Raw genomic sequence first — 16,021 nt, 5'->3', positions numbered from 1 at the left:
TTCCCGTCGCCGATGCGCGAATTGCCGGGTTTTCAGCCACTTTGCCCACAACCGCCGCATCTGGCGCGGAGCTTGCTTTTCGCTCTGCACAAAGACGCATGTTGCAAGTGCGCGCTTGGCAAAAACAGGGAGAACCCAAGATGAGTGGAGCGATCACAGTCAATCAGCTTCAGGCAAAGCAGCCATCGCACGTCACCGTCGCCACTGCGAGCCTGATCGGCACGGCGATCGAATGGTACGATTTCTTCCTCTACGGCACCGCCGCCGCGCTGATCTTCAACAAGCTGTTCTTTCCGACCTTCGACCCCATGATGGGCACGCTGCTGGCGTTTGCGACCTATGCGCTCGGCTTCATCGCGCGCCCGCTCGGCGGCGTCGTGTTCGGCCACTACGGCGACAAGATCGGCCGCAAGACCATGCTCTATCTGACGCTTCTGATCATGGGCGCTGCGACCGCGGCAATCGGCTTCCTGCCGACCTATGAGACCGCCGGCATCTGGGCCGCGATCCTGCTCGTCGCCTGCCGCCTGATCCAGGGCTTTGGCTTAGGCGGCGAATGGGGCGGCGCCGTGCTGATGGCGGTCGAGCACGCGCCCGAGGACAAGAAGGGCTTTTACGGGAGCTGGCCGCAGCTCGGGGCGCCGCTTGGCCTGGTGCTCGGCACGCTGGTGTTCTCGGTCGTCTCGTCGATGCTGACCGACGCGCAGCTCTATGCCTGGGGCTGGCGCATCCCGTTTCTGTTCTCGATCGCGCTGGTGCTGGTCGGCCTATGGATCCGCTTCACCATCGCGGAATCGCCGGAGTTCCAGAAGGTCAAGGACACCAAGCAGGAAGTGAAGATGCCGATCCTCGAGGCGATCCGGATGTATCCGAAGAACATTCTGCTCGCGATGGGCGCGCGCTTCGCCGAGAACGGCTTCTTCTACATCTATGCAACCTTCGTGCTCGCCTATGCGACGCAATCGCTCGGCATGAACAAGCAGGACATGCTGAACGGCGTTCTGATCGCGGCCGCGATCGAGACGTTCACGATCCCTGCGTTCGGCGCGCTCTCCGACCGCGTCGGGCGGCGGCCGGTTTACATCTTCGGCGCGGTCTTTTCCGCGCTGATGTCGTTCCCGCTGTTCATGCTGCTGTCGACCAAGAATCCGCAAGCCGCCTGGATCGCGATCGTGCTGGGTCTCGCCGTCGGACATGCGGCGATGTACGGCCCGCAGGCGAGCTTCCTGTCGGAGCTGTTCGGCACCAAGGTGCGCTATAGCGGCGTCTCGCTCGGCTACAATCTCGCCTCGATCTTCGCCGGTGCGCTGTCGCCGCTGATCGCGACCGGTCTGATGACGGCCTATGCGCCGGCAACCTGGCCGATCTCACTGTACATGATCGTGCTCGCGATCATCACCATTGTGTCGGTCTACTTCGCCACCGAAACACGCAAAACAGCTCAGGCCTGGGCGGCCTGAGCCTCGTCTAGCGCCGCAGGGAGCGGCCTGTTCGAGGGTCGCTCCCCGCGATAAGATCGACCAAAGCGCGATGAGATTAGGTAGAATCGTCATCGCGCTTTAGGTTGTTGTTTGAGCATGATCTTTCCGGAAAACCGCTTCACACTTCTCCGGATCATGCTTTAGAGCAACAATAACGGCATGCGGTCCAGGGATCGGGAGAAACGCCGTGAGCCAGCACCCAGCTCTGCCTTACCTACGCAATTCCGAGAAGGGCAAGATCGTCACGGCGGCGGAAGCCGTCATGCTGATCCGCGACGGCGACACGGTCGCCACCGGCGGCTTCGTCGGCATCGGCTTTGCCGAGGAGATTGCGATTGCGCTGGAGGAGCTCTATCTCTCCAACGAGGGCGATGCGCCCTATACGCAAGGCAAACCGCAGAATCTGACGCTGGTCTATGCGGCGGGCCAGGGCGACGGCAAGCATCGCGGCCTCAACCATTTCGCGCATGAGGGCCTGGTCCGCCGCGTGATCGGCGGGCATTGGGGACTTGCCCCCAAATTGCAGCAGCTCGCAATCGCGGGCCAGATCGAGGCCTACAACCTGCCACAGGGCGTCATCACGCATCTGTTCCGCGACATCGCCGCGCACCGTCCCGGCCACATCACCCGCGTCGGCATGGGCACCTTCGTCGACCCCCGCAACGGCGGCGGCAAGCTGAACGCGCGCACCACCGAGGACATGGTGGAGCTGATCAAGATCGGCGGCGAGGAGTGCCTGCTGTACAGGACGTTTCCGATCCATGTCGGGATCATTCGCGCCACCACCGGCGATCCCGACGGCAACCTGACCATGGAGAAGGAGGCGCTGACGCTTGAAGCGCTCGCCATCGCTATGGCCGCGCATAATTCCGGCGGCATCGTCATCGCCCAGGTCGAGCGGGTCGCCGAAAGCGGCAGCCTCAATCCGCGCCAGGTCAAGATCCCCGGCATCCTCGTCGACTGCGTCGTGGTGGCAAAGCCCGAGCACCATTGGCAGACTTTTGGCACGCAATATAACCCGGCCTTCTCGGGCGAGATCAGGGTGCGTGCCACGTCGCTCCCCGCAATGCCAATGAACGAGCGCAAGATCATCGCCCGCCGCGCCGCCTTCGAATTGAAGGCCAACAGCGTCGTCAATCTCGGCATCGGCATGCCCGAGGGAATCGCCTCGATTGCCAACGAGGAGCGGATCATCGATCTCATCACGCTGACGGCCGAGCCCGGCGTGATCGGCGGCATCCCCGCCAGCGGAATCGACTTTGGCGCGGCGATCAACACGCAGGCCGTGATCGACCAGCCCTACCAGTTCGATTTCTACGACGGCGGCGGGCTCGATGCGGCTTTCCTCGGCCTTGCCCAGGTCGATCGTGCCGGCAATCTCAATGTCAGCAAGTTCGGACCGAAGCTTGCCGGCGCCGGCGGCTTCATCAACATCAGCCAGAACGCCAAGGAGGTCGTGTTCGTCGGCACCTTCGGCGCGGGCAAGCAGGCCATTGCGGTCAGCGACGGCAGGCTGTCGATCGTCCAGGAAGCGAAGTCGCGCAAGTTCGTGGACCATGTCGAGCACGTCACCTTCAGCGGCGTCGTGTCGGCGGCGCGTGGGCAGCGCGTGCTCTATGTCACCGAGCGCTGCGTCTTCAGCTTACGACCCGACGGCCTCGAGCTCGTCGAGGTCGCCCCCGGCATCGATATCGAGCGCGACATCCTGCGCCTGATGGACTTCAAGCCGCTGATCCCGCGCGACCCCGCCCCGATGGACGCGCGCATTTTCCGCGACGATCTGATGGAGCTGCGCGAACGGCTTCTGACGATCCCGCTCGACCAGCGCTTCACGCTGGACGAGCAGCAGAACCTGTTCTTCGTCAACCTGGAACGCTATCCCCTGCGCAGCAAGGCCGATATCGACGCCATCGCGCGGATCGTCGAGGCCAGGCTCGCCCCGCTCGGCCGCCGGGTCTACGCCATCGTCAACTACGACAACTTCTCGATCCTCCCCGAGCTGATGGACGACTACTCGGCCATGGTCCGCAGCCTCGTCGACCGCTTCTATTCCGGCGTGTCGCGCTATACGACTTCAGGGTTCCTGCGCATCAAGCTCGGCGAGGCCTTGGAGAAGCGCGGCGTAGCACCGCACATCTTCGAGAGCGCAGCCGAAGCGCAGTCGGACTGGCGGCAGATCGAAGGGACGGACGGACGCGATGACGGCGCGTCACGCGGCGCGCGGCAGGCTCAAAAATGATGCAGGCCTTGCATGCGCGATTTCAGGCGGAAGGTTGAATTGCAATGTTCGCCGCGCTGTGCAAATCGCTGTTGCCCAACAAAATCAATCAGGAGGGACCATCTTGCGTTTACCAGTCATAATAACAACAACCATAGCAACAACGATTTTTGGCCTCGCCGCAGCCACCGCCGCGCGCGCAGATGACCTGAAGATCGCGCTGATCTACGGCAAGACCGGTCCGCTGGAGGCCTATGCCAAGCAGACCGAGACCGGCCTGCAAATGGGTTTTGAATACGCCACCAAGGGCACCATGACGCTCGACGGTCGCAAGATCGTCATCATCACCAAGGACGACCAGGGCAAGCCGGACCTTGCCAAGGCCGCGCTCGCCGAAGCCTATCAGGACGACAAGGTCGATATCGCGATCGGCACGACGTCGTCGGCCGCGGCGCTGGCGATCCTGCCCGTTGCCGAAGAGAACAAGAAGATTCTGATCGTCGAGCCTGCCGTCGCGGACCAGATTACCGGCGAGAAGTGGAATCGCTACATCTTCCGCACCGCGCGCAACTCCTCGCAGGACGCGATCTCCAACGCGGTCGCGATCGGCAAGCAGGGCGTCACCGTTGCGACGCTGGCTCAGGACTATGCCTTCGGCCGCGACGGCGTCGCCGCCTTCAAGGAGGCGCTGGCCAAGACCGGCGCGACGTTAGCTGCCGAAGAATATGCCCCGACCTCGACCACCGACTTCACCGCGGTCGGCCAGCGTCTGTTCGACGCGCTAAAGGACAAGCCGGGCCGCAAGGTGATCTGGGTGATCTGGGCGGGCGCCGGCAATCCGCTGGCCAAGCTCCAGGACATGGATCCGAAACGCTACGGCATCGAGCTCTCGACCGGCGGCAACATCCTGCCGGCGCTCGCGGCATACAAGGCGCTGCCGGGCATGGAAGGCGCGACCTATTACTACTATGACATCCCGAAGAACCCGGTGAACGACTGGCTGGTGGCCGAGCACCAGAAGCGCTTCAACGCGCCGCCGGACTTCTTCACCGCGGGTGGCTTTGCCGCTGCGATGTCCGTCGTCGCCGCCGTCACCAAGGCGAAGTCGACCGACACCGAGAAGCTGATCACGGCGATGGAAGGCATGGAATTCGACACGCCGAAGGGCAAGATGGTGTTCCGCAAAGAAGACCATCAGGCGCTCCAGAGCATGTATCACTTCAAGGTCAAGGTCGATCCGAACGTTGCCTGGGCCATCCTCGAGCCGGTGCGCGAGCTGAAGATCGAGGACATGAACGTTCCGATCCGCAACAAGCGCTGAGCTTCTTTCTTCACCTCCCCCGCTTGCGGGGGAGGCCGGGTGGGGGCTCTTTCCTCTTGGGGGTTCTCGCCTGCGGAGACACCCTCTCCCGTAGCCGACGCTCCGCATCGGCGTCCTTTTCTAGAACGGCGGCCGCAGGCCGCCTATGCCTCCCCCGCAAGCGGGGGAGGGTGCGCAGTATGATCCGCGGTTAGATCCTCATCTCATCATTCGCCAGACTGCCAATGACGCTGACCCTTGAAACCCGCGACCTCACCATCCGCTTCGGCGGCCATGTCGCGGTCAACAACGTCACCTGTAGCTTCCGCCCGGGCGAGCTCACCGCCATCGTCGGACCGAACGGCGCCGGCAAGACCACCTATTTCAACCTGATCTCGGGCCAGTTGCGCGCGACGAGCGGCAGCATTTTGTTCGACGGTACCGACATCACCGAGCATTCCGCGCCGCTGCGCACCCGCGCCGGCCTCGGCCGCGCGTTCCAGCTCACAAACCTGTTTCCGAACCTGACGGTGGAAGAGAATGTCCGCCTCGCCGTGCAGGCGGCGAACGGCACGCATTACGAGATGCTGCGGCCCTGGATGGTGCGGCGTGACCTGATCACGCGCGCGGACGGCATCCTCGATCAGGTCGCGCTCGGCGGCCGCCGCGGCGTCGCCGCGACCGCACTGTCGCACGGCGACCAGCGCAAGCTCGAGGTCGCGCTGATGATCGCGCTGGAGCCGAAAGTGTTCATGTTCGACGAGCCGACCGCAGGCATGAGCATCGACGAGGTGCCCGTCGTTCTCAATCTCATCGCACAGCTCAAGCAGGACAGCAGCAAGATCATCCTCCTGGTCGAGCACAAGATGGACGTGGTGCGTTCGCTCGCCGACCGCATCATCGTGCTGCACAACGGACAACTCGTTGCCGATGGTCCGCCGGCCGAGGTGATCGCTTCCCCCATCGTGCAGGAAGCCTATCTCGGCGTCGCACCCAAGAAAGCTGCAGAGGGCGCAGCATGACCGACCTACTGACACTGTCCGGCGTGCACACCCATATCGGCCGCTATCACATCCTCCAGGGCATCGACCTCGTGGTCCCTCAGGGGCAGACCACCATGCTGCTCGGGCGCAACGGCGCCGGCAAGACCACGACGCTGCGCACCATCATGGGCCTGTGGCAGGCCTCCAGCGGCGAGATCAGCCTCGCCGGCGCGCGCATCGAGGGCCGCGCCACGCCCGACATCGCCCGGCTCGGCGTCGGCTACGTACCGGAGAGCATGGCGGTGTTCTCCGACCTCACGGTGAGGGAGAACCTGGTGCTGGCGGCGCGCGACGGCCCGCTCGACGACGCCCAGCTCGATTGGATTTTTGGCTTCTTCCCGGCGCTGCGCCGCTTCTGGCTGTCGCGCGCCGGCAGTCTCTCCGGCGGGCAGAAGCAGATGCTCTCGATTGCGCGGGCCATCATCGAGCCGCGCAAGCTCTTGCTGATCGACGAGCCGACCAAGGGGCTGGCGCCCGCGATCGTCATGGCGCTGATCGAGTGCCTGAAGGAGATCAAGCGCAAGGGCGCGACGATTCTCCTGGTCGAACAGAACTTCTTTGCCGCCCGCGAGCTCGGCGACAGCGTGCTGGTCATGGACAACGGCAAAATCGTCCATCGCGGCGAGATGGCGGCGCTCGCCGCCGACGTGCCGCTCCAGGAGCGGCTGCTCGGCCTGAGCCTAGAGGCACATCAATGACCGACCTTGCCGCAACCGATCCGCTGCCGAAGCCGAAACGCGACATCGCGCCGATCCTGCTGCCGATTGCGCTCGCACTCGCCGTGATTCCCTTCGTCGGCTCGACCAGCTCCTGGCTCACTCTGACTGCCGCGAGCCTCGCCATGGGCATGATGATCTTCATCATGGCCTCGGGGCTCACGCTGGTGTTCGGCCTGATGGACGTGCTCAATTTCGGCCACGGCGCCTTCATCGCGGTCGGCGCCTATGTGGCGACCCTGATCCTGCTGCCGTTCGCGGCCGCGATGCAGGCGGATTCGCTCTGGCTAAACCTTGCGGTGCTTGCGCCGGCCGCGCTGCTCTCGATGGCGGTGTCCGGCGCGCTCGGCCTCGTCGTCGAACGCGTGCTGATCCTCCCCGTCTACGGCCAGCACCTGAAGCAGATTTTGATGACGACCGGCGGCCTGATCGTCGCCGAGCAGACGCTTTATGCCGTGTGGGGCCCGCAGATCATCCCGCTGCCGCTGCCGACCTCGCTACGCGGCTCCTTCATCATCGGCGACGTCGCGATCGCGAAATACCGCCTGCTTGCGATGCTGGTCGGCCTCGTCGTCTTCATCGCGATCCAGCTCGTGCTCAACCGCAGCAAGCTCGGGCTCCTGATCCGCGCCGGCGTCGAGAACCGCGAGATGGTGGAGGCGCTCGGCTATCGTATCCGCCGCCTGTTCCTCGGCGTGTTCATGACGGGATCGGCCCTCGCCGGCCTCGGCGGCGTGATGTGGGCGCTCTATCGCGAGCAGGTTCACGCCTCCATGAGCGACGACCTCACCGTGCTGATCTTCATTGTCGTCATCATTGGCGGGTTAGGTTCGATCGGCGGCTGCTTCATCGGCGCACTTCTGGTCGCCATGGTCGCAAATTACGGCGGCTTCCTGGTGCCGAAACTCGCACTCGTCTCTAACATCCTACTGATGGTCGCCGTTCTGATGTGGCGGCCGCGCGGCCTCTATGCGGTGACCAGCCGATGATGATCCTGTCAGGCGACCCGCCGCGGAGCCGCGTTCTCACCCTCACTCTCCTCGTCATCATCCTGGCGCTGGCGGCAACGCCCTATTTGTTTCCGGGCGCCAAGGCGATGAACGTGGCGGCCAAGATCTGCATCTTCGCTGCGCTGGTCGCCTCCTATGACCTCCTGCTCGGCTACACCGGCACGGTGTCGTTCGCCCACACCATGTTCTACGGCATCGGTAGCTACGCGATCGCGATCGCGCTCTATTCGATGGGGCCCAATTGGGGTGCGGTGGCAACCGGCATCGTCATCGGCCTGCCCCTTGCGGCGCTGCTGGCGCTTGCGATCGGGCTGTTCTCGCTTAGGGTCGCGGCGATCTTCTTTGCAATGATCACGCTTGCGGTCGCCTCCGCTTTCCAGGTGTTGGCCTCGCAGCTCTCCTGGCTGACCGGCGGCGAGGACGGGCGGAGCTTTCAACTGCCGGAGCTACTGCGGCCTGGCACCGTGCTGATCCCAAAGAGCCTTGCAGGTTTCGAGTTCAACGGCCGGACCCTGACCTTCTATCTCGTCTTCGTTGCGTCGGCCCTGATGATCCTCGCGCTGCTGCGAGTCGTGAACTCTCCGTTCGGCCGCGTGCTCCAGGCGATCCGCGAGAACCGGTTTCGCGCCGAGGCACTCGGCTACCGCACCGTATTCCACCTCACCTATGCCAATTGCCTGGCTGCGCTGGTTGCCGCCAGCGCCGGCATCCTCAACGCTCTGTGGCTACGCTACGCCGGCCCCGACACCTCGCTGAGCTTCTCGATCATGCTGGATATTCTCCTGATGGTCGTGATCGGCGGCATGGGCACGATCTACGGCGCGATCATCGGCGCGACGATCTTCATCCTTGCGCAGAACTATCTGCAATCGTTGATGGGCGTTGCCTCGAAGGCAGCAGCCGACGCCGGCCTGCCGCTGCTGCCAGGCCTGTTGCACCCGGATCGCTGGCTGCTGTGGCTCGGACTGCTCTTCATTGCCAGCGTCTACTTCTTTCCGACCGGCGTGGTCGGACGTCTGCGCAATGCCGGCGCCAAGAAGACGTGACGCCTCACGCGTTAAGCCGTCATTAACGATGCGGCGCCCGCCCCTTCATCTGTGCAATACACAACCTTGAGACGACGCAGCACGATTCATCGCTTGCCAGACCGGCCTAATGGCCTTGTGGTAACCGATTAAAGCTTGGGTAACCGGCTTTCCTAAGGTTTGGGCCATCTGTGCATAGTAAGCCTCTTCCCCTAGGGAGGGGGAATGCGCCGGATGTCGTCCACGATCACGAGCAGAATATCCGCGGCCGCCAGGGGCGGCTGGAACGCTGCCATACGGCGCGGACCCGTGCTGTGGCTGACGCTGAGCGGCGCCCTGCTGGTGGCCGGCATTTTCGTCGTCACCACCATGGCGATCGGCGACTTCCGCGAACGCGCCCTCGTCAACAACGAGCGCGAGCTGGAAAACACGGTGCTCTTGCTGACTCGCCATTTCGATCAGCAGTTCGAGGATGCCGAGACTGTCGCCGCCGATCTGATCGCGCAGATGAACCTGCCAGACATCTCCTCGCCCGAGATGTTCCGCGAGCGCATGTCGAGCGATGAAGCCCATCGCATGCTTACGAACAAGATCAGCGCCGTGAACTATCTCGGCGATATCGCGATCTACGACACCGACGGCAACATCATCAACTGGTCGCGACACGAGCCGTTGCCGAAGATCAACATCTCCTCACGGGCCTATTTCCAGACCTTCAAATCCGATCCGCAATCCGAGCCGGTGCTGCTGGAAACCGTGCGCAGCCTTCTCATCGGCAGGTGGACCACGGTGGTGGCACGCCGGCTGACGAGCCCGCAGGGCGAATTCCTCGGCGTCATGCTGCGCCGGATCGATCCTGAGAGCTATCAGAAATATTTCTCCTCCGTTGCGCTCGGCAAGGGCGCAGCCATCTCGCTGTTCGACCGCCGCGGCGCGATGCTGGCACGCTACCCGCACATCGATGAGCTGATCGGAAAAAGTTACGCCAACGCACCGTTGTTGCAGAAGATTGCGACCAAGGGTGGCCGGCAGACGGTGCGGATCGAGAAGAGTCCGATCGACGGTCAGGGGCGGCTGGGTGCCGGTGCGCCGCTCGTGCATTTCCCGATCATCATCATCGCGACCAATACGATGGAATCGGCGCTTGCGGACTGGCGCGAGCAAACCCGTTTCATGATCATCGCGGCCACGCTGGTGGCGACGATCATTGCACTCATCCTCTATCTCATCATCCGCCAGATCAGTCGCCAGAGTCGCGAGGCGCAAGCGCGAATCGAGTCGGAACGACTGCGGCTCGACACTGCGCTGAATAACATGTCGCAGGGCCTGGTCCTCTACGACGCCACCGGACACATCGTCACCTGCAACCGGCGCTATACCGACCTGTTCGGCCTGTCCCCGGACGTCATCAAGCCCGGCTGCCACATCCAAGACGCAATGTACCACTGCAAGGAGATGGGGCTATTCGACGGCGACGTCATCGAATTCTGCGCCGGCGTGATGCGGATCGTCGCCGAGGGCAAGGTCTCGACAAAAGTGACGGAGCTGCCCGATGGGCGCGCCTTCCAGATCATCGATACGCCGCTCGCACAGGGCGGATGGGTCGCCACGATCGAGGAGATCACCGAGCGACGCAATCTCGAGCAGGAGCGCGACCGTAACTACACTTTCCTGCGCGAGATCATCGACCACATCCCGTCGCAGATCACGGTGAAGGACGCGCGCACGCGACAATATCTGCTGGTCAACCGGATTGCCGATGACGTGTTCGGTGAATCCGGCGCGTCGATCGTCGGCAAGACCGCCTTCGACATTATTCCGGAGCGGGACGCCAAGACCGTCACTTGCGACGACGACCGCCTGCTGCGATCGCCCGACGAGCTGCTCGTGGACGAGCGGGCCTGGGAAACGCGCACCGGCGGCCGCCGCCATGTCATCTCCAAGCGCATCGGCATTCGCGACAAGGCCGGCGAGCCGCGCTACATCATCAACGTCATCGAGGACGTGACCGAGCGGCGCCGCGCCGACGAGAAGATCGCGCATATGGCGCATTACGACGCGCTGACCGACCTGCCGAACCGCGTGCTGTTCCGCGAGCAGATCGAGCGCGAGCTCGAGAAGGTCGCGAGCGGCCAGCAGTTCGCGCTGCTTTACATCGACGTCGACGAGTTCAAGGGCATCAACGATTCACTCGGCCATCATGTCGGCGACGAGCTGTTGAAGGCGGTCGCGGCCCGCATCCGCGCCTGTCTCAAGCCGGGCGACCTGATCGCGCGGCTCGGCGGCGACGAGTTCGCGGTGATCCAGACCAGGATCGAGACATCCGCCGACGTGCTCGCGTTCGTGACGCGGATCCACGAGGCGATCCGCCGGCCCTACCATTGTCTCGGCCATCAGCTCTCGACCGATGCCTCGATCGGCATCGCGCTGGCGCCGCAGGACGGCATCGATCTCGACCAGCTGATCAAGAATGCCGACCTCGCGATGTACGGCGCCAAGGCGGAGGGACGCCGCACCTATCGCTTCTTCGTGCCGGCGATGGATGCGTGTGCCAAGGCACGCCTTGCGATGGAGCAGGACCTGCGTCAGGCCCTGGTCGACGGCGGCTTCGAGCTTCACTATCAGCCGCTGGTCAATCTGCGCTCCGGCGAGGTCTCCGGCTGCGAGGCGCTGCTCCGCTGGCGCCACCCCGAACGCGGCATGGTCTCGCCGGCCGAGTTCATTCCCGTGGCTGAGGACACCGGCCTGATCAACGAGCTCGGCGACTGGGTGCTGCGCACGGCCTGTGCCGAGGCCGCAAGCTGGCCCCGCCATGTGCGGCTTGCGGTCAACGTCTCGCCGGTGCAGCTCAAGTGCGAGACACTGGCTCTGAAGATTGCCGGCGCGCTCGCCGCGTCCGGTCTCGATCCCTGCCGCCTCGAGCTCGAGATCACCGAGGCCGTGCTGATCCGCGACGACGAGGCCGCGCTCTCGATCCTGCATCAGCTCCGCTCGATCGGCGTGCGCATCGCGCTCGACGATTTCGGCACCGGCTATTCGTCGCTGAGCTATCTGAAGCGCTTCCCGTTCGACAAGATCAAGATCGACCGCTGCTTCGTCGCCGACATCGCTGAGACCAGCGGCGCACCCGTCATCGTTCAGGCCGTGGTCAACATCGCCGGCGCCAGCAACATGACCACCGTCGCCGAAGGCGTCGAGACCGAGGCGCAGCGCGATATGCTGCGCGCCCTCGGCTGCACGGAGATGCAGGGCTATCTGTTCAGCGCGCCGAAGGCCGCGAACGATGTGCGAAAACTGTTCAGGCCGAGCAGCGCGCAAGTGCAGGCGGTGGCCTGAAGATGGCGAAGCCCGCCCGCCCCAAACAGTTAGACGTCGCGCATTCCTATGCCGTGCGGCTGATGCAGCATCTGGTGGTCCCGACCTTCGTGATCGACCCCAAGCGCCGCGTCGTGATCTGGAACAGAGCCTGCGAGCGCCTGACCGGGGTTGCCGCCTCCGAAGTGATGGGCACGAGCAAGCACTGGCAGGCCTTCTACGAGACGAAGCGCTATTGTCTTGCCGATCTCGTCGCGCTCGACCTGCCCGAGCAGCTGCCGGAGCTTTATTCCGAATACACCGCGCGCGGTCACAACGGGCTCGGCTTCGGCGCCGAGAACTGGTGCATGATGCCGAAGCTCGGCAACCAGCTCTATCTTGCGATCGATGCTGGCCCGATCCACGACGAGGCCGGCAATCTGATCGCGGTGGTCGAGACCTTGCGCGACCTGACCGACCAGAAGCGCGCCGAGATGGCCCTCAAGGAGCTCGCCAGCAAGGATGGGCTGACCGGGCTCTCCAACCGCCGCTCCTTCGACCAGATGCTGATGACCGAATGGTCGCGCGCGCAGCGGACGCAGCTGCCGCTCTCGCTGCTGTTCGTCGACGTCGACCATTTCAAGCTGTTCAACGACCTGCACGGCCACCAGACCGGCGACGAATGCCTGCGCGCGGTCGCCAACGTCGTCCGCAGCCACGCTGCGCGCCCGCTGGACCTTGCGACGCGCTATGGCGGCGAGGAGTTCGCGATGATCCTCCCCGAGATGAATTGCGAGGCCGCCTGCACCCTCGCCGAGCAGATCCGCTGCGCGGTCATGGACTTGCGGATCACGCATGGCGCGGAGGGCGCCGGCGACCACGTCACGCTCAGCGTCGGCGTCGCAAGCCACGTCCCCGGCGAACACGACGACCGCCCGGACCGATTGCTCGGAGCAGCCGACCAGGCGCTCTACGCCGCCAAACGGCTCGGCCGCAACCGTGTCATCTCCGCCGAAGCCATGTTGGCCGAATTCGCCCGCCTCGATCGCGGGATTCGGGAGGTTCCGGCCCTGGCAGCGCGCCGGTCCAGCCGGAGCTGACAAGGGCGTCGAGCGGAGGTTGCCGACCCCGCGCCAATCAGCTAAATGGGGCCTCGCTGCACCCGTAGCTCAGCTGGATAGAGCGTTGCCCTCCGAAGGCAAAGGTCACACGTTCGAATCGTGTCGGGTGCGCCAGCAAGTTCAAGCAGTTGTACGATTTTCGCCGTTTCGAAGGTGAGCCCGGGTAAGCAAGCCGAACGGCCGCACTAGCCTTTAACGATTCCGGTTATCTCAAGGCTGAACGCGACCGAACAGCTTGTTCGCGAGATCGGCCGAGGCATGAGCCTTGCCGACAAAGGCGGACAGATAACCAAGCACTTCGCCGGTTGCAGAGAGGATTGCGTCGCCCTCGACGCGGTAAGTCTCGCCGTTCTTGCCGATGAGCTTACCATCCTTGACCGATCCGATTGCCTCGCCGGTTTCAGGGTGAAGAACAACACCATAGGCTTCCATCGCGTCGCTCCTCAGCTTTGGCTGTATTGATCGCCGACCGGCACGATCGGCGGCTTCGGCGCCGCGACGGCGAAGGTGATCGGGTTCACGCTCAGGGCGATACTGCCGGGGCTTAGCAAGCCGGTGCTGCCGGCTGTGACGGCGATCTGCGCCATCTGCTTCACAGGCGGCTAAAGATACTCGAAATGGCTGCCGGCAAGCTAGGCGCTGAAGGCGGTGCCGAGAATGACGGGCGCTAATGGGCTACCAGTACGCTGTCTGATCGACATGTCCATGTACTCGAATCAATAGCGCTACCACCTGAACAATACGCTCCCGCGCAGTCCGGGGCGTCACAGGGACGTGAGTGCCCCGCGCCGACCGACCTCACTTGGCATCAGCCCGATCTTGGTTGGGAGGGTTTTCAACACCCACGAAACGCAATAGATCGCGGCCGCCCCGAGCCAGCCGCGAAGCCCCTCGCGCACGGCTCAGGTTGCAGAATTTCCCTCGGAGGTGACATGCAGGATCTTGTCACCCCTTCGGACGCAGCCATCGTCAAAATGGAATCCGAACAAGGTCTCGGCCTCATCTCCGAAGACGGTCAAATACCGGATTTGACCGTGAACGATAATCCGCGCGTCACCCTTGGCGATCGCCATCGCCTGTTCCTGTGTCAGAGGCTCGGTTGAAATCAGTTTTATGCTCTCGACAGCCCCGCTGCCGAGAGAGGAGCTCGACCTGGGCCCAGACTGTTTGAGCGTGAGGGGCCGTTTGTCGCTCTTGAGGCGATATTTGAGGGCTGCCACAAACGTCGTGCTATGCGAGGGCGTCTGGCCACTGTTCTTGGCAACGACAGAGATAGAGACCGGCTTGCCGACTTCGTACTCTTCTGTCCGGCAATTTTGGACGGAGACATAGGCCCGCAATTGCAATCCGGCGTTCCGATCTGCACTTTTGACCAAGGCGCGCGTGGCTAGCCATAACGCCACAGTCGCCAGGAACAGCAGGAACGTGAAGCCGACCAATAGCGTATCGCTTACCTTGAGGCGATAGCCGTAGATGGCCGGCCAATATTCGTCTCCTTCCGGCGTGGCTTCTCTGATCAGATCAGGCCTTTTTCCCCCGAGCACGGCTCCTTTCTCGAGATCAGCTTCGGCGAACTTCTGTTCGTAAACGGGGTTCGCCTGCTTTTCCGTTGTATTGGGTCCATAGACTCCCCAAAAGACGCTTCCGCCGAGCGCGAAGCCCATTACAAGAGCAAACAAGGGCCAAATCAGAGAGCGAGGCGTCATGGCAATTTGCATTGATGTGAAAAACTCAGTTCTGAAGCTAAAGTTGACTTAGAGCCCGCGTTTTGCGGCTCCAAGGCCTCTCTCACCCACGACCGGCAGTAGCTTGAAGGCGCTCCACGTCGCTAGTAATCGATAATTTGCGCCATATTTGCAATGCCGCTTTGATCGCGGGATGTGGCATCGAAAGATCACCCTGGGCGAAATGCGCGAGATCGGATGTCCGACCGGGGCGATTATGGAGCACTAGCAAGTACCGCCCGCACCCAGAGCGCAGCCGTGGGATTGTCAGGAAAAGCCCCAGCTGAAACCTCACGGACAATCAGATTGGTCCCCGGTGGGAGCATAACACCGGTTTCGTCATTAGGAGAGATCACACCCGAAGCTTCCTGCTGAACGTCCCTTCGCCAACCCGGAAGCCGCTGCCGGCAAGCCCGTCGAGCTTGCCGCCGGCATCGAAGCCGTCCAGGACGGCCACATCCCATCTCGGGAAGATCAACGCGCCGTTTCTCTACGCTTAAGGCCAACGGGCCCGAGTTTGGCGCCGGGATCAAACACGCGGTCGAACGCGGTTGGCTCGAGCTGCACGAGAGCGGGACCTATGTCCGGCTCCTGAAGGTCGACGCCGCGGGACATCAATCGGAATGAAAAAGAAACCCGCCTCCGAGTTAGGGAAGAACTGCACGAAATGCGTCCGAAGGCGGGGGCACGAGGACTTAAGTATTGCCATAACATCGAATGACAGTCCGTAAGCCCGCCATCCGACCAGATCAAACTAGCAGGACACCTTGGGAAAAAGTGGTAATTGGGTCTAGCGTGACTCTTGGACGCACCTCTGTGAGGTTGCTGGCCTTTCGAAGATCCGATCGAGGTTAGCCGGGCGCAAGCTGGTCACGCTGCGCGATGCGAGTACATCGCCAAGCTGCCCAAGGCCGTGCACAACGCGCCTTTCATCAAGACTGCCGTCGTGCAGGGGGTTACCGACGGCGCGACGGCTGGCAGAAGCACTGGATCAAGGTGAAGAACCGGAGCCACCCCGCGATGGGGCGCGAGATCTGAGGGCACCTACGTTTAAGCAGTACAGGTCGTGAAACTGCGAGGTATATTCAT

Annotated in this window: 12 protein-coding genes and 1 tRNA gene; 10 read left to right on the top strand and 3 right to left on the bottom strand. The window is 63.2% G+C overall.

The window, feature by feature from the left end:
* Window positions 1-140: 140 nt before the first annotated feature.
* The 10 genes from SO140_RS06705 (at window position 141) to SO140_RS06660 (ending at window position 13,322) form a co-directional block, all read left to right on the top strand.
* Window positions 141-1,460 (top strand): MFS transporter, encoded by a 1,320-nt coding sequence (locus SO140_RS06705; protein ID WP_449377591.1) that lies wholly within the window; start codon window positions 141-143, stop codon window positions 1,458-1,460.
* A 208-nt stretch (window positions 1,461-1,668) separates the two neighbouring features.
* Entirely contained in the window at window positions 1,669-3,720 is a 2,052-nt protein-coding gene (locus SO140_RS06700) for an acyl CoA:acetate/3-ketoacid CoA transferase (protein WP_449377592.1), read from the top strand.
* A gap of 118 nt (window positions 3,721-3,838) precedes the next feature.
* Window positions 3,839-5,020: a substrate-binding domain-containing protein gene (locus SO140_RS06695; RefSeq protein WP_449377703.1), complete on the top strand. Its 1,182-nt coding sequence runs from the start codon at window positions 3,839-3,841 to the stop codon at window positions 5,018-5,020.
* A 224-nt stretch (window positions 5,021-5,244) separates the two neighbouring features.
* Window positions 5,245-6,021 (top strand): ABC transporter ATP-binding protein, encoded by a 777-nt coding sequence (locus SO140_RS06690; protein WP_449377593.1) that lies wholly within the window; start codon window positions 5,245-5,247, stop codon window positions 6,019-6,021.
* Window positions 6,018-6,740 (top strand): ABC transporter ATP-binding protein, encoded by a 723-nt coding sequence (locus SO140_RS06685; RefSeq protein ID WP_449377594.1) that lies wholly within the window; start codon window positions 6,018-6,020, stop codon window positions 6,738-6,740. Before SO140_RS06690 ends, SO140_RS06685 begins: the two co-directional genes overlap by 4 nt.
* Window positions 6,737-7,747: a branched-chain amino acid ABC transporter permease gene (locus tag SO140_RS06680; protein ID WP_449377595.1), complete on the top strand. Its 1,011-nt coding sequence runs from the start codon at window positions 6,737-6,739 to the stop codon at window positions 7,745-7,747. The genes SO140_RS06685 and SO140_RS06680 overlap by 4 nt, the downstream gene beginning before the upstream one ends.
* Window positions 7,744-8,814: a branched-chain amino acid ABC transporter permease gene (locus tag SO140_RS06675; RefSeq protein ID WP_449377596.1), complete on the top strand. Its 1,071-nt coding sequence runs from the start codon at window positions 7,744-7,746 to the stop codon at window positions 8,812-8,814. Before SO140_RS06680 ends, SO140_RS06675 begins: the two co-directional genes overlap by 4 nt.
* Before the next feature lie 204 nt (window positions 8,815-9,018).
* On the top strand, window positions 9,019-12,129 hold the full coding sequence (locus tag SO140_RS06670) for a bifunctional diguanylate cyclase/phosphodiesterase (protein ID WP_449377597.1): 3,111 nt from the start codon (window positions 9,019-9,021) through the stop codon (window positions 12,127-12,129).
* 2 nt (window positions 12,130-12,131) lie between these two features.
* Complete coding sequence (locus SO140_RS06665) at window positions 12,132-13,187, top strand: sensor domain-containing diguanylate cyclase (protein WP_449377598.1); 1,056 nt, start codon at window positions 12,132-12,134, stop codon at window positions 13,185-13,187.
* A gap of 58 nt (window positions 13,188-13,245) precedes the next feature.
* A tRNA-Arg gene (locus SO140_RS06660) sits at window positions 13,246-13,322 on the top strand.
* A 96-nt stretch (window positions 13,323-13,418) separates the two neighbouring features.
* On the opposite strand, the gene SO140_RS06655 is transcribed toward SO140_RS06660, so the two are convergent.
* From SO140_RS06655 to SO140_RS06645, 3 genes are all read right to left on the bottom strand, one after another.
* Entirely contained in the window at window positions 13,419-13,640 is a 222-nt protein-coding gene (locus tag SO140_RS06655; protein ID WP_449377638.1) for a KH domain-containing protein, read from the bottom strand.
* 11 nt (window positions 13,641-13,651) lie between these two features.
* Complete coding sequence (locus SO140_RS06650) at window positions 13,652-13,795, bottom strand: hypothetical protein (RefSeq protein WP_449377639.1); 144 nt, start codon at window positions 13,793-13,795, stop codon at window positions 13,652-13,654.
* Window positions 13,796-14,110: 315 nt separating this feature from the next.
* Complete coding sequence (locus SO140_RS06645) at window positions 14,111-14,914, bottom strand: hypothetical protein (protein WP_498542387.1); 804 nt, start codon at window positions 14,912-14,914, stop codon at window positions 14,111-14,113.
* Between the last annotated feature and the right edge of the window lie 1,107 nt (window positions 14,915-16,021).

It is taken from the genome of Bradyrhizobium sp. UFLA05-108 (genome assembly GCF_059803455.1).
Note: the sequence above shows the minus strand (reverse complement) of the source record. Positions and strands in the feature narration are given on the sequence as shown.

Coding starts and splice junctions, on each gene's coding strand:
- SO140_RS06705 (WP_449377591.1), top strand. CDS start 141: ATGAGTGGAGCGATCACAGTCAATCAGCTTCAGGCAAAGCAGCCATCG.
- SO140_RS06690 (WP_449377593.1), top strand. CDS start 5,245: ATGACGCTGACCCTTGAAACCCGCGACCTCACCATCCGCTTCGGCGGC.
- SO140_RS06685 (WP_449377594.1), top strand. CDS start 6,018: ATGACCGACCTACTGACACTGTCCGGCGTGCACACCCATATCGGCCGC.
- SO140_RS06680 (WP_449377595.1), top strand. CDS start 6,737: ATGACCGACCTTGCCGCAACCGATCCGCTGCCGAAGCCGAAACGCGAC.
- SO140_RS06675 (WP_449377596.1), top strand. CDS start 7,744: ATGATGATCCTGTCAGGCGACCCGCCGCGGAGCCGCGTTCTCACCCTC.
- SO140_RS06670 (WP_449377597.1), top strand. CDS start 9,019: ATGCGCCGGATGTCGTCCACGATCACGAGCAGAATATCCGCGGCCGCC.
- SO140_RS06665 (WP_449377598.1), top strand. CDS start 12,132: ATGGCGAAGCCCGCCCGCCCCAAACAGTTAGACGTCGCGCATTCCTAT.
- SO140_RS06655 (WP_449377638.1), bottom strand. CDS start 13,640: ATGGAAGCCTATGGTGTTGTTCTTCACCCTGAAACCGGCGAGGCAATC.
- SO140_RS06650 (WP_449377639.1), bottom strand. CDS start 13,795: ATGGCGCAGATCGCCGTCACAGCCGGCAGCACCGGCTTGCTAAGCCCC.
- SO140_RS06645 (WP_498542387.1), bottom strand. CDS start 14,914: ATGACGCCTCGCTCTCTGATTTGGCCCTTGTTTGCTCTTGTAATGGGC.